The sequence below is a fragment of the Nodosilinea sp. E11 genome (genome assembly GCF_032813545.1).
Taxonomy (GTDB): Bacteria; Cyanobacteriota; Cyanobacteriia; order Phormidesmidales; family Phormidesmidaceae; genus Nodosilinea.
Map to the genome: position 1 here is coordinate 4,338,412 of NZ_CP136520.1, position 26,633 is coordinate 4,365,044.

Genomic DNA, 26,633 nt, shown 5'->3' on the forward strand with positions numbered 1-26,633 from the left:
ATGTTTTTGTTTCTCTCTAAACTGCTGCCGCTGCTGATCTACCCGCTGGGGTTGGCCTGTGGGTTGCTAGTCGTGGCGCTGGTGTGCGTTAAGCGGCGACCACAGTGGGCGACAGCGGCGATCGCCCTCGCTCTAGCCCTGTTGTTGGTGAGCAGCAATCGCTGGGTGGCCACGGGCATGATGCGATCGCTGGAGTGGCGCTATCCCGATACGGTCGATTTGCCGACGGCAGAGGCGATCGTGGTATTGGGGGGTGCAATCCACCCTCAACTGTCGCCGCGTCCGTGGATAGAGGTGGCTGAAGAAGGCGATCGCGTCTTGCACGGGGCACGGCTATATTTGGCCGGGCGGGCACCCCTGCTAGTCTTCAGCGGCGGGCGCATTACCTGGGGGCAACACCAGCGCCGCTCTGAGGCGGCCGATATGGCTGAGCTGGCCGAGGCTCTAGGAGTGCCCGCCAGCGCTATTTTGATTGAACCAGATTCGTTAAATACCTTTGAAAATGCCTTAAATACCAAAGCGCTGTTGGCCAACTTGGGGATTGAGCGCATTTTGTTGGTCACCTCTGCCATGCACATGCCCCGGTCGCTGGCGATTTTCAAAAAGCAGGGCTTTGACGTCACCCCCGCCCCTGCCGATTTTCATGTCGTGCAAGACCCTCTTGATGTTGAAATGCGCACCTGGCAGGGCCGCACCCTCAGCCTCGTGCCCCAAACCGAAAATCTGCACTATCTCACCCGCGCCCTAAAAGAATACCTAGGCATCGGCATCTATTGGCTAAAGGGCTGGCTGTAGACAGCAATTTCAGTCGGGGGGTAGGTGTCATTTAAGGTGCTCTCTAGTAAGGTTGGGCTGTTTGTCCAGTCGGTAATTTTGGCCCATCTATGTCTTCTTTAGCGTCTCCTTCGCTGCATCAGCAGGTGTATTCCCTCGATCATGCTGCCTGGGTTGATCAGCTAGCTGGCACCGAAAATCTGCTAATTATTCAAGATCTCGATGGGGTTTGTATGGGGCTGGTCAACGATCCCCTCGACCGGGTGATGGCCCTCGACTACCTAGAGGCCACCCAGCGCTTTGATGGCCACTTCTACGTGCTGACCAATGGAGAGCACACCGGCAAGCGGGGCGTGAACGGCATTGTTGAACGGGCCTTAGGGGGCAAAGCCCAGGCCCAGGCAGGGAGCTATTATTTACCGGGATTGGCAGCCGGAGGGGTGCAGTGGCAAACCCGCGAGGGTCAGATTTCTCACCCAGGGGTGAGCGAGGCCGAGCTGGCCTTTTTGGCGGCGGTGCCCCAGAAGATGGCCGATCAGCTGCGGCAATTTTGGCAGCGGCGACCCAGGGATGGCGATAGCTTAAATCTGGAGACAGATCTGGAAACGGTGATTCAGTCGACGGTCTTAGACAACCTTGCCTCTCCGACCGCTAACCTAAATACGCTGCATAACCGACTTCAGCCAGCGGTGTATGCCGATCTCCAATACGCCATGCAGACGCTGATGGAAGATTTGCTGCGCGATGCGGCCCGCCAAGGACTAGGGGATTCGTTCTTTGTGCACTATGCCCCCAACCATGGGCGCGGCCCTGACGGTAAAGAGATTCTTTGGTTTGGTCAAGGCGGTGAGTCGGGTACCACCGACTTTCAGTTTATGCTGCGGGGGGCGATCAAAGAGGCCGGGGTGCTGGCGCTGCTAAACCGCTACTATGCCGCCAGAACGGGAGCCTTTCCCCTGGGCGAAGACTTTAGCGTGCGCCAGGCCCCCCACAGCCACACCGAGCTGCTGGATCTGGTTAAGCAAACCTTTGATCCGGCGCTTATGCCTACCCTGGTCGGGGTCGGCGATACGGTGACCAGTGTGGTGGTAACAGAAGCTGGGCAACCGGTGGCCAAGCGGGGAGGGAGCGATCGCAACTTTTTGCACCTGATTCAAGCGATCGGTCAGCACTTTGATACGGGCAATATCGTTACCTACGTGGATAGCAGCGGCGGTGAACTCAAGAACCGCAAAGCCCTCAAGCTAGAAGATCGTCGCGGCACCAGCGTGGTGATCGAAGGCCCCGGCGATCCCCGCGATGGCGACGATCCGCTGGTGCTCAACGTCGTGTTTCCCGGCGGCTACCGGCAATACTGTGAGGCGTTTCAAGCCGCCGCCGCCCGCCGCTAACAACGCCCAAACAATCTGCGACAATGGCCCTGGCGGGTTATTCAAGGGCTAAAGAACAGCGATGGCAACAGTAGCGCAGCAGGTGATTGGCGTAGATTTGGGCGGCACGGCGATTAAGCTGGGGCGCTTTGCCCAGGCTGGGCAGTGCCTAACCAGTGTGACGGTGCCCACGCCTCAGCCCTCGACGCCAGCGGCAGTGATAGAGGCGATCGCAGCGGCGATCGACGCCATCGACCCCAACCGTGAAGCCGCCGCCATTGGCGTGGGTACCCCTGGCCCCGCCGATGTCACGGGCCGGATTGCCCGCGTGGCTATCAATATGGCCGGGTGGCACGATGTGCCGATCGCCGACCTGCTCGAAGCCAAAACCGATCGCCCCGTCACCGTGGCCAACGACGCCGACTGTGCCGGTTTGGGCGAAGCCTGGCTCGGAGCTGGGCGCAATTTTAGCGACATGCTGATGCTGACGCTGGGCACTGGGGTGGGCGGCGCGATTATTCTCGACGGCAAGCTGTTTGTGGGCCGCACCGGCACCGCCGGAGAACTGGGCCTGATGACCCTCAACCCCGATGGCCCCCCCTGCAACAGCGGCAATCGGGGTTCTCTAGAGCAATACTGTTCAGTGCAGGCCATCGAGCGAGAGACGGGGCTAGCCCCAGCGGCACTGTTTGACCAGGCTAAGGCGGGAGATGAACATGCGATCGCCTTCTGGCAGACCTACGGGCGCTGGCTGGGTGCGGGCATTGCCAGCCTGGCCTACGTGTTCACTCCCGAGGCGGTGATCCTTGGCGGCGGCATTAGTGCGGCGGCAGACTTGTTTTTGCCGACTACCCTGGCGGAGCTAGAGATTCGTGTGCTGCCCACGTCTCGCGACGGCATGCAGGTCTTAGTGGCCGAGTTGGGCAACCAGGCCGGCATGGTCGGAGCCGCTCGTTTGGCGCTGCAACGGCATGGCTAGGGTGCCAATTTTTTCCTTGCTACCCATAGGGCTGATGTCTACCTCAAGAGTGACTTTGGTTTATGGCTAATGAGCGAGGTGGATCAGCCTCTTATTTGTGAGGCTATCGATAGGTGAGCGATGGTGTTTGCCATTGACCTCGCCTGTTGCAATCCTCACTGGAGGAAAATTTTATGAGAACGACTGACAATCGATCTAATCAATCTCGTCGTGCGGTTGGGCTGTTTGCGAGTCGGCCAGAGGCCGAGCAGGCCATGTACCGTCTACGCGACTCAGGCTTTAATATGGATCGCATTTCTGTGATCGCCAAGTCAGGGAAGGGGTTAAGAGATCTCACCACTGACCAAAAGTATGACCCCAGCAAGTCTAAGGAAGAGCAAGCCCAGGGGGGTGCCGGTGCTGGTGCTACCGCTGGTGCTGTCACAGGTGGTGCCATGGGTTTAATTGGCAGTCTGGGCGTTCTGGCGATTCCAGGCGTTGGCCCAGTTGCTGAAGTTGGCATTTTGCTGGCTAACACGCTGCTCGGTAGTGGTATTGGTGCCGCTGGTGGTGGTTTGTTGGGCGCATTGATCGGTCTTGGCGTACCCGAAGACCGGGCCAACTACTACAACGATCGCGTTAATAACAGCAATGAGTATCTGGTGCTGGTAGATGGTACCGAGCAAGATATTCGGGCTGCTGAATTGGTGCTGCGCGAAAACGGCATCCGTGACTGGGATATCTTTACCTCAAGTCAGAGTGTGAACCCGAGCTATGCGAGTAGCCGATAAAACCTAGTCGTTAAGCCAAAGCTTAACTTTGAGGGTGCAGCTTAGCTGTGCCCTCTTTTTGTGGATTTTTACAGGGTGGTTAGGAGATTTCTAGAAGAGAAGATACCCACTTCAACCCAGAGACTGTAACTACTGTAGGATGGGCACTGCCCACCATTTGGAAGACTGTCAAGGGCTTTTCTCAAGTTGTCGAAAGGAAAATCTTATTTCAATTTCCCTTCAAAACTGTTTGAGAGCAAAATATGGCCTAGTGGTCTGTCAACCCTAGACTGGCTAGCCGTTGGAGGCTTGGGGCACTAGCTGAAAGAGTTCGGAAGCCAGAGGTTGCTGTCCGTCCGATGCGCGTAAGGATTAACTGGCGATCGCTGAAGCAAGTGAGGTAGGTGGTTAAGGAGTTGTTGGGTTTCCTTCATCAACCCAAACTACGGGCGGGCGATCGCACTAGCTTTTCTAGTGTGTCACCAATCAGCCCACCGGAGATAATAGATAAAATACGGATCTGGAACGTTAAGAAACTCTTTTTCATCGTCCCATTCTAAAACTCTATCTTCACCAAGTTTTTCTTCAACAGCTTTGCCCATTTGTTGAAGGGCTTGTACTATGCCAACACCACGGGGTGGATCATGTGGCACTAAAATCTCAATACGATCTTTAATATTTGCATAAGGAAGGGTCAGTACTGGATCTCCAAATGCAAGGGCTTTTAGTATGACATAGTAAACGTCACCAGGTTTTCCATCACTTAGATAATGAATTTTTCGGTCAGTTCCTCGTGGCTTTGGTCCTGTCACAATAATATCAAATGCAGTTTTGCAATTAGCTAATGAAGTTGTGTTGCGAAGAAGCACTCCTACTTGCTCCTGATTTAAATCAACAGAAGCCATGGTTGGCCGAGTTACATCGCAGCCTATATCTCGACAAAACTGTAAACATATAGCTTGCATTAGCTGTGGCGACGACACGCTCTCAGATACAAATCTATCAATAAGTGCTGGCTCAGGCTGAAGTTTGAGCAGAGGAAATCCTTTGTCAGCAATAACTCGCAACTCTTGCTTTTCCCAATAGGGAATGTCTATACAAGAAACTCGTCCACGCAAATCTGGGTTTGCCCGAATTGCATCATCACTACGATGGGTTACTGATACAATTACAATTGATGTGCCAAGTCTAGCTGCTTCTTTGAACTGTTCTGCAAGTGACTGCTGTACAGGCTTGCCAATGTAGTGAAAGTCGTCAACAACAAGTGTGTATCCATTCTCCCCTATAAATTCAAGTAACTCAGTGCCGTCGGGGCCATCATATTGATTAATTTCGCTTTGAGATTGCCCTGTAGATAGGCTCCCATCAATCCCTCCTTTTGCATTAAGTAGCAGAGGTACTTGCAATCCAGCTTCCGACTTGCCTGTAAGTTGTGAGGTTCGTGTAGCTTGTGTAGAGATAGATCTGGATGAGGGTAGTTGCAATTTTTTGCGAACTTTTTGCCAAAATACTGATTCTTCGTTTATGCCTCCTCCAGTAACAAGGAGCATTTTCTCTTTGCCTATTACACTTTCACAGAGAACAGTTTTACCGCTTTTGGATGGTCCAGAAACAGAGCAAATAAAACCTCGTGTCGCGATAGCCTGTGAGAGGCGTTGTTCAAGCTTAAGTTGCTCCCGCTCGTTGTAAGTGTATTCCGGCAAAAATCCTGGAGTGAAAACGACGTTTGCTTGCATAGGTCTCTTAAGGCATCACAGATATGCTTAACACTATGCTAAGAGCTGAGTACGTTTTATGCCAGCTAACAATCTCAATTTAGAGAGAAAGTTTCGGTTTTAGAACGATCGCAAGAAACCTTCCGCATCTCTCAACAAAGCTACGCCAGTTTGCATCAGCGCTTATCTCACATACTAGAGCCGTCACAAGATCTTGATATATCAACCAGCCAATACGGTTGAACTTGTGGCGTACCTGAAGTAAGTTATTTTTGCGGGGAATGATTTCAGGCGGGGGCCTGAGGAGTTGCACCTCCTCAAGCCCCCTAATCGTCCCAACTTAAGCAAGGTAAGCTGCGACGACTGGACTCATTCTAGTTCCGGTCTCTTGCTTCACCACAACGAGGGATCTGAATAGTTCCCCGTTTTCTTTACCGAAAACGGAGACAACCCGAATGTTTGTAGACAACACCCCAGAGGGCAACGGCCCCGACACCTTCGCTCTGCCCACCTATCGGCAAGAGACCCTACGCCATATTTTGCTAGGCGACTACAGTGCGCTGATCGATGGCATCAACCATCTAGCCTCGCTGGGCTACTGCGACAGAGTCGCCTGGTCAGAGCCCATCCCCACCGGGCGCAGCGGCGAATATATCAGCGTCATGACCCGCCGCCGAGGGGTGACCAGGCCCTAACGCACCAGTGGCACCCAGCAGCCTCACAGCGGTTGGGTGCCGCTCGGTCACAGGCAAACCAGCGACGATCAGGCCATCGGCCACACCCAAACGGCTGAGCGCAAGCTTTCCCCCACCCAAAGCCTCCTATGATAGAGGGCGGCGATTCTCGTTAATCTGAGCGGCCCACAGTGACCATGTCAACACCTCCCGATGCCCGCCGCTATGCCCCCGCCACCGAGCGCAACCGCGAACCGATCTTAGCGGTGCTCCAGCGGGTGCTGCCCCCCACCGGCACCGTGCTCGAAATTTCCAGCGGCACCGGAGAGCACGCCGTTTTCTTTGCGCCTCGCCTTACGCCTCGGCAGTGGTTGCCCTCCGACCTCGACCCCTTGGCCCGCGACAGCATTGTGGCCTGGCAAGCCGCTGCCCCTGCCGAAAACCTGCATCCGCCCCTAGCGCTAGATGCCGCCGCTCCCCTATGGCCAATCGAATCTGAAAACGTCAAAGATGCGCTGACCGGGCTAGACTTGCAGCGCTATCCCATCACCGCCCTAGTCAATATCAATATGATTCACATTTCGCCCTGGGCGGCCTGCCTGGGGTTGCTGGCAGGGGCGGGGCGAATTTTGCCGCCCGGCGGTATTTTGTACCTCTATGGCCCCTACAAGCAAAACGGGCAGCACACCGCCCCTAGCAATGCGGCGTTCGATGCTAGCTTGCAGACCCAAAACCCTGACTGGGGCGTGCGCGATTTAGAAGTGGTGGTCACCGCCGCCAAAGCCCACAATCTCGCCCTAGTCGAAACCGTAGCCATGCCCGCCAACAATCTTTCGGTGATATTCAGGGCGATCGCTTAGGAGACAGAAAAGAAGATCCCCGCTTTACTCGGCGACTGTAGCCACCGTAGCGATTATCTTCTTTGTCAAGCTCATCCTGCTATGCGATTAGCCTCGGCGGGATGGCAGCGGAAATCAAGCCAGGAGCCCTGCCTGCATCAGACAGAGTCTTGCTGTTCCTTATGTGGCGGCGGGCAGGGAGCAAGCCGGAGCCTGCCAGAGGGTGTCATGTTCTACCATGGCATTGAGAATAATCACCAGTTTGTGCATGCAGGCCACCAGGGCAACCTTTTTGAGTTTTCCCCGCTGCAGCAGGCGCTGGTAGTAATCGCGAATGACCGGATTATGGCGAGTGGCGACTAACGCGGCCATGTAGAGGCCTGTGCGCACGGTGGCTCGACCGCCGCTAATCATCCGCTTACCCCGCATCTGGCCGCTATCGCGGTTGAACGGGGCGAGGCCACACAAGCTGGCTAGGCGCTTCGCTGAGATCTGTCCTAACTCGGGGAGTGAGGCCAAGAGGAGCCCCGTCGTCACAGCCCCAATACCCGGCACACTGGTGAGGATCTCGCGGGTGCGCTGCCACTGATCGCTCTGGGCGATGAGCTGCTCAATCTGGGTATCGAGGTCTTGGATCTGTTGCTTGAGCCAGTCAATATGCTGCTCAATGCTCTGACCCGTCCTGGCTCGTGCTGAGCGTTGCCGGGCTTTTTCGGCACTCATCATCTCGACGAGTTGCTGCCGTCGCGTGACGAGGTCTTGAAGGTGTTGACTGGCCTCACTCGCCATCGCCCGTACCTCTGGACGGATGGCATCGGCAAAGTGAGCCAACACCTCGGCATCAATTTTGTCTGTTTTAGCCATGCGCCCCGTGGCCCGGGCAAAATCACGCACTTGACGTGGATTCACCACAACGGCGGGCCAGCCCTCCGCCATCAACGTTCGCGCCGCCAGGGCTTGATAGCCCCCGGTCGCTTCCAGCACAATCAGACTCGTCTCGCGACGAAACGCCGTTAACGCCTGTAGCAACTCTCTTAAACCAGAGTCACTGTTGGCCACCTGAACGCTTAATCCAAGTGGACGGACGTACACATCTAAGGTGCGCTTGGATACGTCAATGCCAACCCATTGATGCGCTTGTGATAGTTCAGTCATGGTTGTATCCACCCGTGTAGGAGGTTAATCTGACATCACTCGTCCTTGCTCGATACGGAGTCTAAGCTCCTGGCGATTTTGCGAGTTAACTTCAGAGGTGTGCAGCGACCCATGCTACGTTCGGTTTTGGACAACCTAGGGTGGGACGGTCTGCCACACACCTCTAAAGATACAAGGGTGGGCACTGCCCACCATGAGGGAGAACGTTTTCCAGAAGTCGCCTTAGCCGATCGACCCTTCGTTAAACTAAAGGCAACCCGCATTCTGAGGTCGCCATGATTGTCAGCAGCCTTCAGTTTTTAACCAGCGACGCCACCTACCAAGACCTAGCCCTGCGCTGTCAAGAATATTTGCACTACCAGCAGCGAGGCTGGGCCGACCAGCGGGCGTTAGCCGAAGATATGCTGTTCAACCTGCTGGTAGAGTACCTGGTCGACGCTGGGGTGCCTCGCTCCAAGGCCGAGCATTTCTGCACCGACGGCGACAATCTCACAGAATTGGCCCTACGGATTGCTTCGACCCTTGGCCCGGCTGTTGCCTAAATTTCGGAGCGACTGGGAAGATGCTGTGGAGGGTGCGATCCCTTACCCCTGGTTAGCAGTCGAGCTGTGCCCCAGACGGAGCTGCTCGAGATCGCAATGGCTGGTGCTAGTGGGCAGAGTATGGCCCTAGATAATTTGCTGGCTGTGGAGAAAGAAGTACACTATCCGGGCCAAACTGAGGCCAATAAACGACACCAAAACGATGGTAATAGAGACGCTGACAATATCTCGAACAGCTTTCATGGGCCTAGTAAAGCGCTATGGTTGATCAGTATTCTCCCCTGGAGAGGGAAGCTGAGGGCCAAATGCTCATGAATCGTCGCAGCTTTTTGGCGGGGGCCGGTGGGGTAGCCCTGGCTACTTTGCTGGCCGGATGCCAGCGATCGAGTGCCGCTAATTTGCGGCTGGCCATGCTAGCCAATGCTGTACCTGCGCAGTTGCTCAGAGCCTTTCAGCAACAGCCCGAGGACACCATTACCGTTGCCGTTACCCCCGAAGAGTCGTTGCTGGGTCTCTATACCCTGCTGCAAACTTGGCAGAGTCAGGCGCAGGGGACCGCTCGTGCTCCGGTGGCCGATTGGGTCAGTCTGGCCGACTATTGGCTGGCCCCAGCCATTCGCCAAGGGCTGGTGCAGCCGCTAGCGGTTGACTCCCTCCGCGCTTGGGATGACCTGGCGGCGGTGTGGCCAGAGCTAGTGCGCCGGAGCGAAACCGGTCTGCCCAGCCCCGATGGCAGTATTTGGGCTGTGCCCTATCGCTGGAGCCACTTGGTATTGCTCTACGATCCTAGCCGGTTGCCGCGCGATCGCAATCAACTCAGCACCTGGGCCGATCTACTGCGCCCTGAGCTAACGCGCCGCGTGATTTTGCCCGACCACCCGCGCCTGGTGCTGGGCTTGGCCCAAAAAGCGCTGGGGGCCTCGGCCAACAGTGAAACTCCGGCGACGGGGCTAGAGGCTTTCTACCACGATCTGCACCAGCAGGTGCGAGCCTACGACGCTAATCATTACCTCGAAAGTTTGCTGATTGGCAATGCCACGGCGGTCGTGGCCTGGTCCGACGATGTCTTGCCCATGGTGAAGCAATATCGGCACCTGGCCGTAGCCGTGCCGCCGGAGGGAACGCTGCTCAGTGCTCAGCTCTGGGTGCGACCCCAGGTGCTAGAAGCCACTGCCAATGGGTCGTCCTTGGCTGACGATTGGCTAGATTTTTGCCTCAACGACGACTTTGCTACCCAGTTGGCTATCTTTGGCCAAGCTACCTCTACTCGGTTGTGGGGTGTAAGCCCAGATCAGCTGCCCGAGCCCCTACAAGAGCCGCGCGGGCTGGCGTTGCCCCCCACTGTGGCTGAGCAGAGCGAGTTTTTGCTTCCCCTTGGGGCCGAGTCTGAAGGGCGCTATCTCGACCTGTGGAAGACGGTGCGGAGTTAGGGGCGATCGCTCTGGTACTTATCGCTCTGGTACCTACAGTCTGCTATCGGCGGCAACAGACTGGGCGGTGGGTGTTGCCAACTGCTGACGACGTTCGCTTTCGGCGACCAAATTGCGCTGGAGCTGTACAATCAGCCCCGCATTTAAATTGGCAGAGCAGGTGAGACCAGGCGTTAAGGCGACCGACGCTTCGCTGGGCTGAGGCTCAAAATTGCAGGCGTAAAGCCCCACCAGACGGTAATTACGGGTGTTGCCCTGAAAGAATCGTAGGTTGTAGCCAAAGTCTCGAGCCGCTGTGCCAAACTGGTTTAGCACGGCGTAGCGCTCGTTATAGGTCAGCACTGACCACATTTGAGGGTTGACCATGACATCAACTACGGTCGTAGCTGAGTCTTTAATTTGGTAAGAAATCCAAGATTGCACCAGACGGCGACCGCCGAGGTGAGAAGTCAACGAATCGCGGCTCCACCAGAGGCTGGGCAAGGTCATGGTATCGGCGGAGGCGCGGCGGCTGTCGCTAGAGAGAGAGCCGTCGATAATGCGTTGGGTAAAGTCGTCACCGGTTTGCAGACTAGCGGTGGGAAACATCAGCAGTTGGCAAAGGGTTTCGCTCAGCTGACGCGATCGCCCCGGCCAGTACGTTGACAACATATCGCTAGGGCAGCAGGCCGCATCGGTGGTAGCGCTAGCAGAATCAGATCCACAGACCTCTTCCCCCGCCCGACTGGGGGCTGCGGTTCCCGCTAGCAGCATGCCAGCGATCGCTAGGGGTAGGCAAAATCGTTGTACCTGTGGCGAATAGCCTAGTTGCCTACCCATAATCCTGCCCCCTTAGGGTTCTTTAAACAAAAATCAACCGGCTGCGATGCACGTGCTGTAGGGTTACGCTCTGATTCGCCACCTGCTCAATTAGAGTCACGACGTGCTCTGGACGCAGCAGGTTCCCATCGTTGCGGCAGTTGCCGACTACCCTTAGCCACACACTCTCCCCTTCTCTAGGATACTTCAGGCTCGGGGGTAAGGACTGATCCGGGGTAACTAGCGAGAGTTCGTGCAGCCGCTCTCGCAGGTTGACTATTTGAACCTTGCCAGACTTGGTGGTCTTCTCCCACGGCACCTCCTCTAGGGCCAGAATGGCGTTGATCCAGCTCTCCCAAGGGGCAATAGTATTGGGCTCTGGCGCAAACTGTAGGTAGTATTCGGCCCGGTCGAGGCATTTGGTCGCCGAGGGCTGATCAAGGGGCACCTCAGTGACGCCATAGAGGGGAATTTCGTCGGGGAGCTGAGCGGCGAGCCGCTGCAGAAAGTCGTCGGGGGCGATCGCCCTCATCAGCTCAAAGTCGACCACTTCACCACTGCTGGTGGCCCCTAGGGGCAGGGCATTGGCCGGTGACAGTCGGGGGCCAGGGTGAAAGCCGCCGGTAAAGGCGATGGGTAAGCTGGCCCGTCGCAGGGCACGGTCAAATAGACGCACTAGATCTAAGTGACCGATTAGAGCCATGGTCCCCAGCTTGCCCAGGGTCACTCGCAGCCGCTGCACCCGCTCGGAGTTGGGCTGTCCGTGGCCCGCAAAGGCCGGAATCGGCAGCGGCGGTACCACTACATTGTGGCCAAAGTCGGGGCCACACACGCCGCAGTGGCTACAGCCCTCAAAGGAGCAGTCGGGCACCGTGGCGGCTTCGAGGGCGCGCAGCAGGTCTTCTTTGAGCCAGGTTTTGTCGATGCCTGTGTCCAGGTGATCCCAGGGCAGAGGGGCGTCTAGGCTGGCGCGATCGCTCCCGCTATCCGTAACATCGGTGTCCATCACGTTCCATTCGCCCTGGTCTACCTTGCGGTACTTCCAGGTCAGCCCCGCCTCGTCAATGGCCTGGGTCCAAGCCCCAAAGGCCTTCTCTATGCTTTCCCACCAGCTGTCCATGCCAGCGCCCAGTTCCCAGGCGCGGCGCACCACCGAACCCAAACGGCGATCGCCCCGGCCCACAAAATCTTCCATCGCCGAAATCCGCACGTCGGTGAAGTTCACCTTGGCCCAGCGCATCTCGCTAAACTCGGCCCGCAGCAGCCGCTGCTTACGGCGAAACTCTTCGGTCGAGACGGAGTGCCACTGAAAAGGGGTGTGGGGCTTGGGGGTAAAGTTGGAGATCGTGATATTGAAGGTCAGAGGCCGCCGCCCCTTGATGTAGCAGGTCTGGCGCAGCCAGCGCACGGTCTCGGCGATGCCCAGCACATCTACATCGGTTTCGCCGGGCAGGCCAATCATAAAGTAGAGCTTTACCCGACCCCAGCCCTGCTCGTGGGCAGTCTTGATGCCGCGCAGCAGTTCTTCGTTGGTCAGGCCTTTATTGATGATGTCGCGCATCCGCTGGGTACCCGCCTCGGGGGCAAAGGTTAACCCGGTGAGGCGGGTGCCGCCGATGATATTGGCGATGTTTTCGTCGAACCGGTCGACCCGCTGGCTGGGCAGCGACAGCGAAATATTTTCGTCCTTGAGGCGATTTTTTACCTCGACCCCCACCGCTGGCAGGGCCAGATAGTCAGAACAACTCAGCGACAGCAGCGAAAACTCGTTGTAGCCGGTCTTGCGCATGCCGGTTTCAATGGCGTCAACCACCGCCTCAGGCTCTACGTCGCGGGCGGGGCGGGTCAGCATACCCGGTTGGCAAAAACGGCAGCCCCGCGTGCAGCCCCGGCGAATTTCTACGGTCAGGCGATCGTGCACGGTTTCGACGTAGGGCACCAGGCCCATGGCGTAGGCCGGAATCGGAGTGGCTACCCGCCGCAGCACTCGCGTAGGCACATCGGGCCGGTTGGGGTGTACCGAGCCGTCGTCGGCCATATCGTAGAAGCGGGGCACATAGACCCCGGGCACCTGGGCGAGGTCGAGCAGCAGTGCTTCCCGGCTGAGACCAGCGGCCTTACCCTCTTCGAGCACCAGGGCAATCTCAGGCAGCAGTTCTTCACCATCGCCCAGGGCGACAAAGTCAAAAAAGTCGGCGTAGGGCTCGGGGTTAGAGGTCGCTGTCTGTCCGCCGGCAAAGATCAGCGGCCAAGCGCCCTTGTCTACGGCAAAGGCCCCGGCCTGGTCACGCTCTTGCCAGGTGAGGGGAATGCCTGCCAGCGAGAGCATTTCAAGAATATTGGTGGCCCCTAGTTCGTAGCTGAGGCTAAAGCCTAAAATGTCAAACTCGGTCAGGGGGCGCTGCGACTCTACCGCAAACAGAGGCGTGCCGGTGGTTTTGAGCTTAGTGGACAGGTCGGCGGCGGGCAGATAGGCGCGATCGCACAGTTGCCGAGGCTGGGCGTTCAAAATGCTGTAGAGAATGATGTGGCCTAAGTTTGAGGCTCCAACCTCATAGACCTCAGGATAGGTCAGTACCCAGCGCACTGCCGCCTGAGACCAGGGTTTGTGAACAGCACCCAGTTCATTACCTAGATAACGAGCAGGTTTTGCAATGTCAGCAGCGACTAATGTATTGATTGATACAGGCACAGCCCAATCACCCTCAAGGATAGAAACACTAGAGCAGCGGTCAACTCGCTCAAAAGGCAGATTGCCTTCGCCAACGGTTAAACCTGCCGCCCTGGTAAGCTAGGCCAATTCCCAGGGCGGGCGCTCTACTGTTCATACTATACCGAGGCAGGGAGTCTGCCTTTGGGACCCGTAGGGGAGAAGCCTAAGCAGCCATGGGCAGAGGCTGGGGTAGCTCGTCGACCATTTCAAAGGCGCGATCGAGCTGAGTCAGCTCAAATACAATCCGAATGGCCGGAGGCACCGAGTACAGGCAGAGACGTTTTTGCAGCTGGCGAGCATGCTTGAGGGCCGACACTAGGGAAATCAGACCGGCGCTGTCAAGGGACTCAACCTGGCTCATATCAACAAATAGGCCACTGGCCAGGTCAGACTGAATTTGCTGCATGAGAGAGGTGTGAAAGGCGTGGGCATTGGAGGCGTTGAGGGAGCCCTCGGCTTGAAAAATAGCCATTTCTTTAGAAGACATAGTCTGCATAATCGATATACTCCAGATCAACGGATACTGACAAGAACTAATTAAACGGGTGAGCTACTTCACGAAGGTAATTCTAATAATTGGCTTTGGGGTGGAGTAGGAGTACGGGTTAGTCATATCTTGATATAGATTCAGACCCAATTAATCTTTCGCCTCCGTGAATCTACCGAAGATATCTCTTACGGTTGATTTGTTTTGTGATCTGAGTCACGGTTTGCTGTGGTCAGTTTCACAATTTTTTTGAGGTGCTGTCACCCGTGAAATGCCTGTTAGGGCGGACAATCAGCAGATATCACCACACCTCAGGTAAATGGTTATGGCCTCCACCTTTTCCATTCGTCGACTGGTTGAGAAAGCCCTGCATAGTGGGCTACTAACCCCTGATATTGAGCAGGGGATCAACGCTGAACTAACCCGTTTGGGCTATTTGCCCATCGGTGATTCTGAAGCTCTAGAGCTCCTGATGTATGAGATGGACGAAGGACGCATTCGCCTGGTTCCAAGAGTGGGCTTTTGTGGCGATCCCCTTCAGCAGACAGTCTCGCCTCTGTTTTGAGCAGACTCTCGCCCCCAACCTAGAGCCCAAGATTAGCTGTTGCCCAGCATTTTTATATCAACTCAGAGATTTCTCTGAGAGGCAAACTTATCTTCATGGAAACTTAACAAAGATCTTCCGGATTTTTAGCCTAGGCCCGGGGCTGGCGATTCGCCGTTCCAGTTTGCCTGGTATTCGGCCCAAAATTGTCGGACAAATTCGGTTACAGTCATCTGTCCAGGGTGAGATATTGGAGAGAGAGTCTGCTCATTGGCTGAGGCTTTGGCCGTTAGAGTTGTCAACAGCGGTATGACGTCGGTATCGAGGGCAGGCTGAAGCTGGTTGAGGGGCCAGAGCATATCTGGGGTGGTGAGATCCAACCCGGCTTGGGCTAAACCAAAGGCCGTGCCTAGCGGACTAATTTCTTGGTCGTGGACCAGAGCTAGGGGACGCAGCCATCCCATCTGCCGGGTTTCGAGCACCTGAATGACCTCTGCGTAGAGGCGGGTATGGCGACATTCTAAAAAGACGATTTGACCGGCGATTAAGGTAGTCATAGGAACAAAAGTTGTGCCTGGGGTAGCGTAGGCCCCAGTAAAGCGGTAGATGAGCGGCTGCTCCTATGGTAGACAGATTTCCCAGACGACGATGGCCCAACACCGTGCTCTCGATCCTAGGCTCGTGTCAATGCCATCGTGAAGTTTTATGATGGTGGAACGTCTGAGGTAAGCTGCCTGGGTACACCTCTGGCCTGAGGAGCTGCGATCGTGCGATCGCCCCGTGATCTGGCTCGTCTTACCCGCAGCAGCTCCCGAATGCCCTAGGCCAAGGCTAGCCTTCCTCAGTTATCTTGTTTAAACGTGCCCGTGAGCCAGGTAAAGAGGTATAGCTGTGTCAGTTGAAACCATCGAGCGAACGACAACCTCCACCATTCGCAAGCCCGCGCCCCGCTACCGCGTGCTCTTGCACAACGATGCCTTCAACTCGATGGAATATGTGGTGGAATCGCTGCTCAAGGTGGTGCCGAGTCTCACCATGCCCCAGGCGGTCGACATTATGATGCAGGCTCACACCGCTGGGGTTGCTCTGGTGATCACCTGCGAACTTGAGCATGCTGAGTTTTACAGCGAAGGGCTGTGCAATCTGGGGCTGAGTAGTACCATCGAGCCCGATGAATAAACTTGCCTCGGCCCAGCTTGCTACCTATCCGCCCCTGCTGCGGGTGCTAGTTTTTTTGCTGATTGTGGTGGCCTTCTGGCTGCCTGGAGCGCTGCCCTTGTACTGGCTGGCGGGGCGCGGGCTACTGCCCGGTGGCGATCTACTGCCTACGGCACTGTTATATGTTGTGTTTTTGCTGGTGCTCCCCCAGTGGGAGCGGCGGGTGCGGGGTGAGCGTCAGCCCTGGACGAAGGTAGGTTTTGTGGGTCGCCGGGCGCTGGCAAACGGGATGGCGGTTGGCGTGATGCTGGGGACCGTGAGTTTGGGGTTGCTGGTGGTGGTACAGCTCGCCCTGGGCTGGGCAACCCTAGACCCTGACGGCTCCCGTGGTCTAGGCCTGGTGCAGGTGGCGCTGGTGGGTGCGATCGCGTCCACCGCTGTGGGCTGGTCTGAGGAAGTCCTATTTCGGGGTTGGCTGCTGCGCGAGCTTGAGCAGGGTTGGTCGCCGGGGTTGGCCCTGGGGGCAACTAGCCTGATTTTTGCGATCGCCCACTTTATTAAACCCCTCGATGCTATTTTGGCCCTACTCCCCCAATTTGCTGGGTTGCTGCTGCTGGGTCTGGTGCTGGGCTGGGCCAGACGCATTCCGGTTGGCCCCGACAAGACGGGGCTGGGCCATCCTGTAGGCTTGCACGCTGGTCTGGTGTGGGGCTACTACCTGCTTTCGGTAGGTAATTTGCTGCAGCCTACCGGAGCGGTGCCAGACTGGGTCACCGGAATCGATGGCAATCCCCTAGCGGGTCTGCTGGGATTGACCCTGCTAGCGGGGTTAGGCCTGCTGATCTTTCGCCGGAGTCGGTGGGCTAAATAATCTGTCTTCGATCTCCCCTATCCTCGGTCAGAATCCAAGGCCAGAATTTATAGCTGTAGCCAGTCTGGTTAAGACATTTTCCCTAAAAACGTTTGAACTTTCGAACGTTTCTAAGGTATCTGGATGTCCTAACCCAAGTGACTATCGCTATAAGACTAATACCAATCGTCCATGTCGCCAAGATGACACCCCCAACGATGAAAAAGGTAGGGTGCATCCGCGCAGCGATGCACCGTCTCAGGGTTATTTTTAGAGCAAATCTTACTTGGCTAACTCCCGATTCCACCGGGCGAACGGCGGTTCGCCCCTATAGGTGGACCGGTTGGGTATCGGGGGTATGGAATTCAGATGCGGTATCAATCTCAACTATTCTCTGCGCTAACTCTACCGATCTCGAGTTGAACCAGGCAGCGCCTGACTGGCTCGATCCATCAACAGCGCCTGGGCACTGCGGCTAGGTTCTCCATCCTGGGGACGGCGCTGGCTATAGCTGCCGTCGGCGGCCATATCCCAAGCCTGACGATTGTCTTCCAAACACAGATCTAACAAAGTCTTGAGCTCCTGGCGAATCGAAGCAGAGATAATTGGTACCATCACCTCCACCCGGCGATCTAGATTGCGGGGCATCCAGTCGGCACTGCCCAGCAGAAAAATCTCCTGCCCGCCATGTTGAAAATACAAGATGCGAGAGTGCTCTAGAAATTGACCGACAATACTAATCACACGAATGTTGTCACTCACGCCGGGCACCCCTGGGCGCAGGCAGCAGATGCCCCGCACAATCAGGTCTATGGATACCCCCGCCTGAGAAGCCTGGTAGAGCAGGGTAATCAGGGCCGGGTCGACTAGGGAGTTCATCTTGGCAATAATGCGTCCGCCCTTACCCTGTTTGTGAAACGCAATTTCTTGCTCAATCATTGTGCTCAGCCGCTGGCGCAGGGTGAGGGGCGCTACCAAAAGCTGACGATAGACCTGCTGGCGAGAGTAGCCAGTGAGGTAGTTAAACAAGTCAGAGATGTCGGCCCCAATGTCTTCACGGGCACTGAGTAGCCCTAGGTCAGTATAGAGACGGGCTGTTTTAGGGTTGTAGTTGCCAGTGCCCACGTGGTAGTACCGGCGAATGTGCTCGCCTTCCCGGCGCACCACCAGCACGACTTTGCTGTGGGTCTTGAGCCCTACCAGGCCGTAGACCACATGCACCCCCGACTGCTCCAGCTTGCGAGCCCAATTAATGTTGTTCTCTTCATCAAAGCGGGCTTTAATCTCGACCAGCACGGTTACCTGCTTACCGTTTTCGGCAGCAGAAATCAGCGAACTGACAATGGGTGAGTCGCCCGAGGTGCGGTATAAGGTCATTTTAATGGCCAGCACCTGGGGGTCATGGGCGGCTTGGGTAATAAAGCGCTGTACCGTAGCCCGAAAAGAGTGGTATGGGTGATGGAGGAGCTGATCTTGCCGTCGCAGCAGTGAGAAGAGTTCTTCAGCCGTTTCTAGGTCAGTGTCATCGGCTTCGACCCCCGGCGGGCTGAGGCTGTCGATGGCCGGGGGCACAGTGGGTTTCCAGCTAGGAGCTTTGAGGTCGGGAAGGGGCAGAGCCATAAAGGTCATCAGATCGCCCAGCCCGAGGAGTCCATCGATGTCGTAGACGTCGGTTTCTGCCAGCTCCAGCTCTTCCATCAGCATGGCTCGCACGGGACCGGGAGTCGTGCGTTGAATCTCCATACGCACGGCTGACCCGCCTCGACGGCGCTTGCGCAGTTCTTGCTCTATGGCTAGCATCAAGTCGTCGGCCTCGTCTTCTTCGACGGCCAGATCGGCGTTGCGGGTAATACGAAAGCTGTAATGTTCTTGCACCACCATGCCGGGAAATAGGGCTGCTAGGTTGGCCGCTATTACCTGCTCAAGGGGGACCCCCAGCCAGCGACAGGGACGATGGTTCTGGCGATCGCCCTTAGGTTCACCCTCTGGTGGTGTGGGTAGGGCAATGAAGCGAGGCAATACCCGAGGAACTTTAACGCGGGCAAAGTGGGTTTGTTGGTTGCGGGGGTCTTGCACGACTACCGCTAGGTTCAAGCTGAGATTTGAAATGTAGGGAAAGGGATGCCCCGGATCGACCGCTAAGGGAGTGAGTACTGGGAAGATCTGCTCTTCAAAGTAGTCACGACAGTAGGTCTGCTGAGCCGAGGTTAGCTCGTCATAGTCGAGCAGCCAGATACCCCGCTGGGCCATCTGTCGCCGGAGCTCGCTGGCAAAGGTCTGGTGCTGTTGCTCAACCACTGGCCGCAACGCGGTGCTAATGGCCTGAAGATGCTCTGCTGGCGATCGCCCATCGGGGGAAAGCCGAGTGATCTGGGCCTCCATCCGCTGCTTGAGCGCCGCTACCCGCACCATGAAATACTCGTCGAGGTTGTTGCTAAAAATCGCCAAAAATTTCAGCGCTTCCAGCAGGGGGGTACGCTCATCGAGAGCCTCGTGCAGCACCCGTCGATTGAACTCCAGCCAACTCAGCTCGCGGCTAAAGTAATACTGCGGATCGCTGAGATCGGGGTCTGCTTTGCTGCTGCGATGGTCTACCGTAGCCATGGTGTTAAGAAGACTCCCCTGCCGCAGTAATGTTAAGACCGAGTTAATAATACTAACGTGACTGAGGCCGGAGAGAAATCCCTCCGGCCTCAGTCACCGAGCTTGGCGCGAATCTTAGCGCTAATTCCAGCTCCCTGGGGTTAGCGGCGCTGCCTAAAGTCTGCCATCCACTGGCGCAGTTGGTCAGCGGCAACATCGCGCCCGCCTAGGCCAAAGGCGATCGCGATCGCCACGGCGATCGCGCCCAGCAACAAGCCAAAGGCCAGGTTCACAATGTCGGGGGCCACCCCCATCTGCTGTAGGGCCATCGCTCCGACAAAGATCAAAATGGCAATGCGAGCGGCTTGGGCCAGCACCTTGGCCTGCCCGGTGCCCATGGCATTGACCAAGCGAAAGGCCAAATTGGCTAGATAGAGGCCCACCGCAAACACCACGACCCCACTCAGCACCCGTGCTCCAACGCGCAGAATGGCCCGCACGATATCGGTTAGGCCAGCAAAGTTAAGAATTTCGGTGGCGGTAACCGCCCCAAACAGCACAATCGCAACTAGGGTGACAATGCCCACGAGTTCTGAAGGGGTGCGCCCTGGCGTCTGCACTGAGGCGATCGGTCGACCTTCGGCATCCAGGCCAGGCTGAACCGTTGCCCCAGTACCCAGATTGAGCTCTGGCAGACCGAGAATGCCCATGATGCCGTCAAACCCAGCCCCCCGCAGTAGGCTGGTCACCAAATCGGCCACAATCCGGCCCACAAAATAGGCAGCGGCAATCACAACCCCAGCCATGATGATTTGCGGAATAGCGGTTAGCACCCGCTCCAACATCAAAATCGCTGGAGCTGAAATGGCATCAATGTTGAGTTCATTCAGCGCTGCTACCACGGCTGGTATCAACACCAGCACGTAAGCCAAGGTGCCCGCCAGGCTCGACAGAGAAAGACCGCTAGAGGTGACACCTGGACTCCCTGTCCGTAGTCCCATCCGAGCCCCTAGCTGATCGGCCCCAGCAGCCAGCAGCAGGTTAGTCACCACCCCGCGCACAATCCGGGCAATCACCCAACCAATCACCAGCACAATGCCTGCCGTGACAATGCGAGGAATCGCTTGCAGGAAGGAGTTAATCAACCCTTCCACTGGGGCTAGCAGTCCCGGCAATTGTAGAGCGCTTAACACTAACGGAATAAACAGCAGCAGAATGAACCAATACAGCACATTGCCAATGGTTTCGTTTAAAACCACCGGGCTGCTTCCTTGCTCTAAACCCGTCTGCTGGGCTAAACGGTCATCTAGGTTAAACCGCCCTAAACCGTTGATTACCAGCGATCGCACGAGGGTTGCCGCCAGCCAGGCTATGCCTAGCAATAGCAACGCCCCACCAATGCGGGGAAGATACAGAAAAATTTGACTCAAGAAGTTGTTGAGTGGTGCCGATACCCCACCCAAGTTGAGCGCATTGAGTGATGCCACAATGGCGAATAAAAAGATCACCCAGTAGACCAGGGTCGAAACCCACTTTTCTACGGCTATGGGGCGATCTGCCTCCCGGCCCATGGCCCAATTGGCCAAGCGGTTATCTAAATTCGTTTGTTGCAGCAGCTTGCGCACAACCAAGGCGACTATAGTCGCCACAATCCAGCCCAGCAGCAGTAGCGCAATTGCTCCAATTAAGCTGGGCAAAAACAGTCCTAGCTGAGCAAAAGCTCCTTGTAGAAAGGCATTAGAGCCATTGGCCGGGTTAGCTAAAGGGGCAATTGGCGTCCCGGGCGTTTGAAGTAAAGTTAGGGGGTAAACATTCATCATTGTGGTGGCGGTTGAGGGCATCCTGAAACAGCACTGCGGCAAACCCACCCTTAACGCAGGTTCGGTAGAGGAACGGCAACAGCCATAACAGTTGGACCGTTGCTTACCAGATAACTCACAAGTTTGCAGCCGAATAAATGGTCGCGAACTACCGAGTTGCCAGCATCCATTACTCTAGTATTAGAGTCATTTTTCTTGAAAAACGTCGTCTCAGGGTGATTCTCGCAGGAGAACGTCAGGATGTCTACCCGCCAAGTGTTTAATCACGGCATTTCGATTTGTGCCAGTGCTACCGCAATCGAGCAGTGTCTCACTCGCCAAGATCTAATGCACCGTTGGCTTAATCCGGCCCTATGCTGTGAACCCATCGGTGACTGGAGCACCGACCTGGGTGCCAAAAGCCGATTCATCGTGCGACTGCCCCTATGGCAACCGACCTTAATCAGTACGGTGGTAGAGCGAGGACCCGATTCAATTGTTTGGGCTTTTTCAGGATTTTTCACCGGCCAAGATCGATGGGAATGGCGACCCGACGGTGGGGAAACTCAGCTGTTCAATCAATTTGAGTTTGAAATTCCTAACCCCTTGGTTCAAGCTGGGTTTAACTGGTTTGCCGCTGGCTGGACTCAACGCGACATGGCGGCCCAGCTCAACCGTCTTAAGCAGGTTGCCGAAACCCTTGACCATTAGTTTTAGCCCTCATGTCACCGCCAGGCCAGTCAACACGACAAGCCCTCAAAGGCCATGGAGATAACTATCTCCATGGCCTTTGAGGGCTTGAACCTCTGAAGAGGGCTTAGTGCTAGGCTAGATAGCCCTCAGGGGGTTAGTTAGATGTAGTCTGAGCGGCCAACATCTGCTTGAGCTTTTCAAGCTCACCAGCCCAACGGGGGTCGGGTTGCGCAGATGCGCTGGTGGCCGCCGTGGCGGCGGGTGCAGCCTTACGAGCACCATTGCGACTCGAGCGCTTAGCGGTGCCCTCACTACTAGGACGCGCCTCAGTTTCTCCTTCGGGTTTGGTCCGGGGTAAAGCCTTCTCAATTTTCATGGGCATCTCGGCTACAACCTGACCGTTCAACTTCTCGATTAGCTCATCGGCCTTTTCGTCGGTTTTTGCCGTGACAAACCCAAACCCTCGACATTTTCCAGTTTTCTTATCAGCAATAAGCTTGATAGATACTAAGTCGGCGGTGAAGTCAGAGAAAACGCTTTCAAACTCTTGCCGTTCTAAATCTTTAGAGAGATTGCCGACGTAAAGGCGAATTGACATTTGAGATACCTCTGGTGTTCTAAAACTAAAGGCAAATAAATCGAGATCGATAACCTTGCCGATTAAAGTTTGGACTACGGGTTAGCTGCCATTCCCGAACCCATTTACCTACATTGCTAACTACTATCAGGATCACAGATCTTGACCTAAAACGCCAATAAACCCCGTGTAGACGCTCAATCTAAGTCCTTTAGTAGATAAACCAATTTTTACTTCAGGGCTAACCTAACCGCTTCCTGGCTCTGAGTTAAGTTTCGTACCATAAAACCAACGGCTAGCCCGAGTGATCCAGTTTGATGTTTCAAGTAGCCTTAGATTAAATAGAACAAGCGTCCCAAAGATGCTTTCCTTTAGTCACCTCTCTAAAGAGAGAGCCAAGCTATGTACCATTCTATCGGCATGGCTGTGCATGACAGCTATTCCAGGGCGGGCTTTGCCCTAGCCGACGGAACCACCTATCAAGGTAACACGGTATTTGCCCTGCAATTAGCCAAACCGCTGAACTGAAACCTAACCCACAAATAAAAACCAGCCGACGAGGGCTGGTTCATTTGCTGTGTTGAGAGTAGGAGAACCCAATACCTAACCAATCCAGCCGCCAATCCTTCAGAATTGGCTTGGAACCCAGGTATGTGTTTCTGTAAATCAATGTAACACTGGCAGCGCTTGATTGCAACACAACTTTACATTTTCTGATTTATTCGCTTGGTTTTTAGCCCCCCCTAACGATGATGATGATGCCAATCAGGCTGCTCGTTAAGCTCAGTAGGGTGGCCCAGGCTGGACCATGGGCTTGAAAACGGGAGCGTTGATCCAGCTGAATCTGATGAATATCTACCCAGAGCATGCCTCCGCCGTAACGTCCCCAGCCCTTGACCGTTACTATGCGCCCTATCCACCGAAGCGGGTGATGACCTGCCTGAAGGAGGCCCTGAATACTGCCTAGGGGCACGGGGTTAATCAGTTTTACCAAGCCAGAGGGGTCATCAAGGTAAAGTTCTTGGCACCCCCAGTTCTCTATCTTTACACTACCCCTGAGCTTGCCCCGTAGGGTTACCGGTTGGCCCTGAACGGGTAGGGGCGATGTGTTCTGTAGTAGGGCCGCAACGGTTCCACTGCTCAAGGTCGCGGTGGCTGGGGGGAGCTGATGTTCTGCATCAGGAAATAATGCATTGATCCGTACCATGAGTCCTAGGCCCAGACCTAGCCACAGACCGCCCCACAAAAGACTGGGGTCTTGATACAGCCAACTGAGGCGTTGCCAGCCTAGCCACTCGAAAATGCCTCCTAAAAACCAAAGCCCCATGGCTAGGCCTCCGCCCAGCATAAGACCGGCTAGGGGGGCTTTCTGAAGCCATAGCAGGAGGAGCGAAACGGTTGTGGTAGCGATCGCAGGCTGATGGTCTGAGCTGATGCTGGGTTGCCCCCGTAGCAAGGCTTGTTGGTTGAGCCAACGTAAGCGTTCTCCGAGCGGAATATGGGAGGCATTGACCCGCAGCCACTGCCGGTAGGGGTTTTGGCCATCCAGCGTTATCAGCATCAGCGAGGAATCGGGTTGGGGCTCTGCTGAGATCAGCAAGCTACCAGGAGTAATGGCTTGCCGATGGCTGATTGGCATTAATATCTCGAGACTGATCTGGAGGGGATGCAGGGTGCCTTGCCGCTGGAGATGAGTGGCGATCGCCCCAGTTAGCTGCAACAAGCCTTCAGCTAGGTAGTCAGGATGCTGGGTCAGAGCTACGGCGCGGCGATCGCCCCAGCTACAGCACAGCCGCGATAGCCATAGCGCGCTCTGCCGCAGCAGCCAAAATAAGCCGTAGAAAGTACTAGACAAAAGGCCAAGACTATTGCGAAGTAGTAGGTTGCTGAGGCCGTTGCCTACCTCAGCTAGCCACCGATAGCCACTGTGTAACAGTAGCAAAAGTAGCCCCATAGCCGAGAGTACCGGCATGCCGTTGACCATGCGGGCGAGTTCATAGCTGTAGAGTGCGGCTAAAGCCTGATCGGAATGGCTTTCGAGTAAACCCTGGCTGATAACAATGCGAGTGTTGCGTGGCAGCCAACCATAGCTAAAGCACAACGGTGCTGGATCAGAAATCAGCCGCAGTTCCGGCAGTTGCCAATCTTGCTGACGACACATTTGGTGTAGCAGGCGCAGGGCACTGGGGCTATGAGCCTGAAGCTGGCGGGGCGTCAGCGGCTGCTGACGGTGCCAGCGGGCTAGGGCAAAATCCAGTATCCAAGGGCTGGCCAGAGCGAGCAGCACTAGACCGATCACAATCCATAGTGTGTAGGACTGCTGGGCACCGGGCAGGCTGAGCCGCAGGGGCCAGCGTACCCAGCGTAGGCCGCTATCCACGGTTCTGAGGGCAGCATGAACGGCCCAGTTGATCGCCCACAGCACGGCGATCGCGGTTAATCCCTGCCCCGCCCACAGCTCTAGCGGACGTTTGGGTAGAGGTCTTTGAGGCTCAGATCGAGGCTTGATGGAGCTGGTCTTAGGAGCTACCGTCTGAGCGGTAGAACGTTGGCCTGCAGCCGACTGGCTTAGTAGCCGTGATGGCGCTGACTCTAGGGGCGGTTCTAAGCGTTGCCCTGGGGCTTGCTCGGAGGCCGCTTCCGGCTCTGACTGTTGGTTGAGCTGTTGATAATGAAACAGCGAGCGGTATTCAGCCTCAGGAGCGCTGGGGTCACGGTCAATGTCGTTGGGGGTAAAATCCTCATCCCTGGCTGCTCCAGGCCACGGTGATGGCGACGGCCCCGACGCTGCTGCTGGAGGCGTTTGGCGTGGCGGCTGGGGCGTACTCACCGTACCTTCTAGCGGTACAAATCCGCTTAGATCCGACCGGCTAGCCTGGCCCCTCGTGGGTTTAGCCGGCGGTTGAGCCTCTGCTGGCGGGGTTACCCCCTCTGCTGGCGGGGTTACCCCCTCTTTTGCTTGAGGCAGCTGGCTTAATGTTTGCTTAGCCCACTGACTTGCTGCGGGGGAATCACTGTCTAGCAGCTGGCGGCAAACTCTTCTAGCCTGAACAAGCTGACCCAGTCGTTGGTGCGATCGCACCTGGCCCATCAGGGCTTTAGGGTAGTAGGGCGAACTCGGTGGCAGTTGCCCTAACCGCCGAAACAGTACCAGAGATTGAGCATACTGGTGGCCTTTGAACGCGGACACCGCCTGGCGATACACCTCCTCTACCGATCTGCCGGGGCGACGATCGGAGTTTGGAGTAGGAGAATTAGGGTCTATGGGCTGGGCCATACGCCACTACAGGGTAGAAATGTTCAAGCATAACCAACTATTCCCATTCTGGTCTTTAGGCTTACCCTAAGGCAAAAGCTAAGAACCCAAGATAATTGGGGTGAAGCACCCTGGCTGAGACTCTCAGCTGCATCCTAGACTAAACATCACTGCTCACGGTGCCCCTGCCTTATGATCGCTCTCAGCCTGTTTGTGGCCAGTTTTGTGGCCTGGTTCCTCAGTATGCTGGCGGGTGGTGGTAGCCCGTTTATTCTAATTCCCATGATCTCTTTGCTCTTGGGGGCTCAGGCTGTAGCGCCAGTCATTACGACTGGGCTGCTGATTGGCAATACGCAGCGAGGGCTAGCATTTTGGGACGATGTTGACTGGGCGGTAACTGCTTGGTACGTACCAGGGGCTTTGGTCGGAGCCGTAATTGGTTGCTACGGGCTGACTCAAATCCATGCGGAGGGGCTACAACTTTTACTGGGTGTGGGGCTGCTGGTGATGGTGGCCAACTATCTATTCGCCTCTCAAGACAGTCAATTTACCCTCAAGCTGTGGTACTTCTTGCCTTTGTCGTTAGTCAACGCCATTGGCTCTGGGCTAATTGGCAGCACCGGCCCTGTCATGAACCCGGTATATCTTAGTTACGGTCTAGAAAAAGAAGCGATGGTCGCGACCAAAGCGCTGAACAAGGCCGTGCTACATCTGGTTAAGCTAACCGCCTATGCAGCCTTTGGGAGCCTTAACCGAGAGTATTTGCTCTACGGGCTGGTGATTGGGCTAGGCGCAATTCCAGCTAATTGGTTGGGCAAGAGGGTGCTGGCCAAAATGTCTGCTCAGCAGTTTCGTCAGTTGGTGTTTGCCTTCGTCGCCGTCAGCGGCGTGGCCATGATTTGGCAGCAGCGTCACTTTTTAACGGTCTGGCTGATGTAACGCTAAGTA

Annotated in this window: 24 protein-coding genes; 14 read left to right on the top strand and 10 right to left on the bottom strand. The window is 56.0% G+C overall.

What is annotated here, in order from left to right:
* From RRF56_RS21505 to RRF56_RS21520, 4 genes are all read left to right on the top strand, one after another.
* Entirely contained in the window at positions 1-795 is a 795-nt protein-coding gene (locus tag RRF56_RS21505) for a YdcF family protein (RefSeq protein ID WP_317035197.1), read from the top strand.
* A gap of 89 nt (positions 796-884) precedes the next feature.
* A complete protein-coding gene (gene stpA, locus RRF56_RS21510; protein WP_317035198.1) occupies positions 885-2,165 on the top strand; it encodes a glucosylglycerol 3-phosphatase in 1,281 nt (426 codons plus the stop codon).
* A gap of 61 nt (positions 2,166-2,226) precedes the next feature.
* Positions 2,227-3,123: an ROK family protein gene (locus RRF56_RS21515; protein WP_317035199.1), complete on the top strand. Its 897-nt coding sequence runs from the start codon at positions 2,227-2,229 to the stop codon at positions 3,121-3,123.
* 173 nt (positions 3,124-3,296) lie between these two features.
* The gene (locus RRF56_RS21520) at positions 3,297-3,893 is read left to right on the top strand and encodes a general stress protein (RefSeq protein WP_317035200.1); all 597 of its coding nucleotides are present in this window, start codon (positions 3,297-3,299) and stop codon (positions 3,891-3,893) included.
* Positions 3,894-4,351: 458 nt separating this feature from the next.
* Here RRF56_RS21520 and RRF56_RS21525 read toward each other — a convergent pair whose 3' ends face one another.
* Positions 4,352-5,608 (bottom strand): hypothetical protein, encoded by a 1,257-nt coding sequence (locus RRF56_RS21525; protein WP_317035201.1) that lies wholly within the window; start codon positions 5,606-5,608, stop codon positions 4,352-4,354.
* Between the two features lie 434 nt (positions 5,609-6,042).
* Between RRF56_RS21525 and RRF56_RS21530 the strand changes: the two genes are divergently transcribed.
* Together RRF56_RS21530 and RRF56_RS21535 are read left to right on the top strand one after the other, a co-directional pair.
* The gene (locus tag RRF56_RS21530) at positions 6,043-6,282 is read left to right on the top strand and encodes a hypothetical protein (protein ID WP_317035202.1); all 240 of its coding nucleotides are present in this window, start codon (positions 6,043-6,045) and stop codon (positions 6,280-6,282) included.
* 176 nt (positions 6,283-6,458) lie between these two features.
* Complete coding sequence (locus tag RRF56_RS21535) at positions 6,459-7,121, top strand: DUF938 domain-containing protein (RefSeq protein WP_317035203.1); 663 nt, start codon at positions 6,459-6,461, stop codon at positions 7,119-7,121.
* Positions 7,122-7,280: 159 nt separating this feature from the next.
* Here RRF56_RS21535 and RRF56_RS21540 read toward each other — a convergent pair whose 3' ends face one another.
* Positions 7,281-8,255 carry an IS110 family transposase gene (locus tag RRF56_RS21540; RefSeq protein WP_317033747.1) on the bottom strand — a complete coding sequence of 325 codons (975 nt, stop codon included), beginning with the start codon at positions 8,253-8,255 and terminating at the stop codon, positions 7,281-7,283.
* Between the two features lie 275 nt (positions 8,256-8,530).
* Between RRF56_RS21540 and RRF56_RS21545 the strand changes: the two genes are divergently transcribed.
* On the top strand, positions 8,531-8,797 hold the full coding sequence (locus tag RRF56_RS21545) for a hypothetical protein (protein ID WP_317035204.1): 267 nt from the start codon (positions 8,531-8,533) through the stop codon (positions 8,795-8,797).
* A gap of 260 nt (positions 8,798-9,057) precedes the next feature.
* Positions 9,058-10,227, top strand: a complete 1,170-nt coding sequence (locus RRF56_RS21550; protein ID WP_317035205.1) for a substrate-binding domain-containing protein — start codon at positions 9,058-9,060, stop codon at positions 10,225-10,227.
* 33 nt (positions 10,228-10,260) lie between these two features.
* On the opposite strand, the gene RRF56_RS21555 is transcribed toward RRF56_RS21550, so the two are convergent.
* From RRF56_RS21555 to RRF56_RS21565, 3 genes are all read right to left on the bottom strand, one after another.
* Entirely contained in the window at positions 10,261-11,046 is a 786-nt protein-coding gene (locus RRF56_RS21555; protein WP_317035206.1) for a hypothetical protein, read from the bottom strand.
* Between the two features lie 22 nt (positions 11,047-11,068).
* Positions 11,069-13,717: a TIGR03960 family B12-binding radical SAM protein gene (locus tag RRF56_RS21560; RefSeq protein ID WP_317035207.1), complete on the bottom strand. Its 2,649-nt coding sequence runs from the start codon at positions 13,715-13,717 to the stop codon at positions 11,069-11,071.
* Between the two features lie 184 nt (positions 13,718-13,901).
* The gene (locus RRF56_RS21565) at positions 13,902-14,234 is read right to left on the bottom strand and encodes an STAS domain-containing protein (protein ID WP_317035208.1); all 333 of its coding nucleotides are present in this window, start codon (positions 14,232-14,234) and stop codon (positions 13,902-13,904) included.
* A 316-nt stretch (positions 14,235-14,550) separates the two neighbouring features.
* Here RRF56_RS21565 and RRF56_RS21570 point away from each other — a divergent pair, with 316 nt between their 5' ends.
* Positions 14,551-14,790 (top strand): hypothetical protein, encoded by a 240-nt coding sequence (locus tag RRF56_RS21570; protein ID WP_317035209.1) that lies wholly within the window; start codon positions 14,551-14,553, stop codon positions 14,788-14,790.
* Between the two features lie 125 nt (positions 14,791-14,915).
* Here RRF56_RS21570 and RRF56_RS21575 read toward each other — a convergent pair whose 3' ends face one another.
* Complete coding sequence (locus tag RRF56_RS21575) at positions 14,916-15,326, bottom strand: hypothetical protein (RefSeq protein WP_317035210.1); 411 nt, start codon at positions 15,324-15,326, stop codon at positions 14,916-14,918.
* Between the two features lie 334 nt (positions 15,327-15,660).
* On the opposite strand from RRF56_RS21575, the gene clpS reads away from it, so the two are divergent.
* Entirely contained in the window at positions 15,661-15,948 is a 288-nt protein-coding gene (gene clpS / locus RRF56_RS21580; protein ID WP_317035211.1) for an ATP-dependent Clp protease adapter ClpS, read from the top strand.
* Positions 15,941-16,798 carry a type II CAAX endopeptidase family protein gene (locus RRF56_RS21585; RefSeq protein ID WP_317035212.1) on the top strand — a complete coding sequence of 286 codons (858 nt, stop codon included), beginning with the start codon at positions 15,941-15,943 and terminating at the stop codon, positions 16,796-16,798. The genes clpS and RRF56_RS21585 overlap by 8 nt, the downstream gene beginning before the upstream one ends.
* A 384-nt stretch (positions 16,799-17,182) precedes the next feature.
* Here RRF56_RS21585 and ppk1 read toward each other — a convergent pair whose 3' ends face one another.
* Together ppk1 and RRF56_RS21595 are read right to left on the bottom strand one after the other, a co-directional pair.
* A complete protein-coding gene (ppk1, locus tag RRF56_RS21590) occupies positions 17,183-19,381 on the bottom strand; it encodes a polyphosphate kinase 1 (RefSeq protein WP_317035213.1) in 2,199 nt (732 codons plus the stop codon).
* Positions 19,382-19,521: 140 nt separating this feature from the next.
* Positions 19,522-21,201 carry a mechanosensitive ion channel gene (locus tag RRF56_RS21595; protein ID WP_317035214.1) on the bottom strand — a complete coding sequence of 560 codons (1,680 nt, stop codon included), beginning with the start codon at positions 21,199-21,201 and terminating at the stop codon, positions 19,522-19,524.
* Between the two features lie 219 nt (positions 21,202-21,420).
* Here RRF56_RS21595 and RRF56_RS21600 point away from each other — a divergent pair, with 219 nt between their 5' ends.
* Positions 21,421-21,870 (top strand): SRPBCC family protein, encoded by a 450-nt coding sequence (locus RRF56_RS21600; RefSeq protein WP_317035215.1) that lies wholly within the window; start codon positions 21,421-21,423, stop codon positions 21,868-21,870.
* A gap of 136 nt (positions 21,871-22,006) precedes the next feature.
* On the opposite strand, the gene RRF56_RS21605 is transcribed toward RRF56_RS21600, so the two are convergent.
* A complete protein-coding gene (locus tag RRF56_RS21605; protein WP_317035216.1) occupies positions 22,007-22,450 on the bottom strand; it encodes an RNA-binding protein in 444 nt (147 codons plus the stop codon).
* Between the two features lie 381 nt (positions 22,451-22,831).
* Here RRF56_RS21605 and RRF56_RS21610 point away from each other — a divergent pair, with 381 nt between their 5' ends.
* Positions 22,832-22,957: a hypothetical protein gene (locus RRF56_RS21610; RefSeq protein ID WP_317035217.1), complete on the top strand. Its 126-nt coding sequence runs from the start codon at positions 22,832-22,834 to the stop codon at positions 22,955-22,957.
* Between the two features lie 205 nt (positions 22,958-23,162).
* Here RRF56_RS21610 and RRF56_RS21615 read toward each other — a convergent pair whose 3' ends face one another.
* The gene (locus RRF56_RS21615; RefSeq protein WP_317035218.1) at positions 23,163-25,706 is read right to left on the bottom strand and encodes a M48 family metalloprotease; all 2,544 of its coding nucleotides are present in this window, start codon (positions 25,704-25,706) and stop codon (positions 23,163-23,165) included.
* Between the two features lie 171 nt (positions 25,707-25,877).
* Here RRF56_RS21615 and RRF56_RS21620 point away from each other — a divergent pair, with 171 nt between their 5' ends.
* Positions 25,878-26,624 (top strand): sulfite exporter TauE/SafE family protein, encoded by a 747-nt coding sequence (locus tag RRF56_RS21620; RefSeq protein WP_317035219.1) that lies wholly within the window; start codon positions 25,878-25,880, stop codon positions 26,622-26,624.
* Positions 26,625-26,633: the final 9 nt, after the last annotated feature.

Coding starts and splice junctions, on each gene's coding strand:
- RRF56_RS21520 (WP_317035200.1), top strand. CDS start 3,297: ATGAGAACGACTGACAATCGATCTAATCAATCTCGTCGTGCGGTTGGG.
- RRF56_RS21555 (WP_317035206.1), bottom strand. CDS start 11,046: ATGGGTAGGCAACTAGGCTATTCGCCACAGGTACAACGATTTTGCCTA.
- stpA (WP_317035198.1), top strand. CDS start 885: ATGTCTTCTTTAGCGTCTCCTTCGCTGCATCAGCAGGTGTATTCCCTC.
- RRF56_RS21605 (WP_317035216.1), bottom strand. CDS start 22,450: ATGTCAATTCGCCTTTACGTCGGCAATCTCTCTAAAGATTTAGAACGG.
- RRF56_RS21505 (WP_317035197.1), top strand. CDS start 1: ATGTTTTTGTTTCTCTCTAAACTGCTGCCGCTGCTGATCTACCCGCTG.
- RRF56_RS21545 (WP_317035204.1), top strand. CDS start 8,531: ATGATTGTCAGCAGCCTTCAGTTTTTAACCAGCGACGCCACCTACCAA.
- RRF56_RS21530 (WP_317035202.1), top strand. CDS start 6,043: ATGTTTGTAGACAACACCCCAGAGGGCAACGGCCCCGACACCTTCGCT.
- RRF56_RS21610 (WP_317035217.1), top strand. CDS start 22,832: ATGTACCATTCTATCGGCATGGCTGTGCATGACAGCTATTCCAGGGCG.
- RRF56_RS21525 (WP_317035201.1), bottom strand. CDS start 5,608: ATGCAAGCAAACGTCGTTTTCACTCCAGGATTTTTGCCGGAATACACT.
- RRF56_RS21565 (WP_317035208.1), bottom strand. CDS start 14,234: ATGCAGACTATGTCTTCTAAAGAAATGGCTATTTTTCAAGCCGAGGGC.
- RRF56_RS21535 (WP_317035203.1), top strand. CDS start 6,459: ATGTCAACACCTCCCGATGCCCGCCGCTATGCCCCCGCCACCGAGCGC.
- RRF56_RS21600 (WP_317035215.1), top strand. CDS start 21,421: ATGTCTACCCGCCAAGTGTTTAATCACGGCATTTCGATTTGTGCCAGT.
- RRF56_RS21575 (WP_317035210.1), bottom strand. CDS start 15,326: ATGACTACCTTAATCGCCGGTCAAATCGTCTTTTTAGAATGTCGCCAT.
- RRF56_RS21615 (WP_317035218.1), bottom strand. CDS start 25,706: ATGGCCCAGCCCATAGACCCTAATTCTCCTACTCCAAACTCCGATCGT.
- ppk1 (WP_317035213.1), bottom strand. CDS start 19,381: ATGGCTACGGTAGACCATCGCAGCAGCAAAGCAGACCCCGATCTCAGC.
- RRF56_RS21570 (WP_317035209.1), top strand. CDS start 14,551: ATGGCCTCCACCTTTTCCATTCGTCGACTGGTTGAGAAAGCCCTGCAT.
- RRF56_RS21540 (WP_317033747.1), bottom strand. CDS start 8,255: ATGACTGAACTATCACAAGCGCATCAATGGGTTGGCATTGACGTATCC.
- RRF56_RS21515 (WP_317035199.1), top strand. CDS start 2,227: ATGGCAACAGTAGCGCAGCAGGTGATTGGCGTAGATTTGGGCGGCACG.
- RRF56_RS21585 (WP_317035212.1), top strand. CDS start 15,941: ATGAATAAACTTGCCTCGGCCCAGCTTGCTACCTATCCGCCCCTGCTG.
- RRF56_RS21550 (WP_317035205.1), top strand. CDS start 9,058: ATGGTTGATCAGTATTCTCCCCTGGAGAGGGAAGCTGAGGGCCAAATG.
- RRF56_RS21620 (WP_317035219.1), top strand. CDS start 25,878: ATGATCGCTCTCAGCCTGTTTGTGGCCAGTTTTGTGGCCTGGTTCCTC.
- RRF56_RS21595 (WP_317035214.1), bottom strand. CDS start 21,201: ATGCCCTCAACCGCCACCACAATGATGAATGTTTACCCCCTAACTTTA.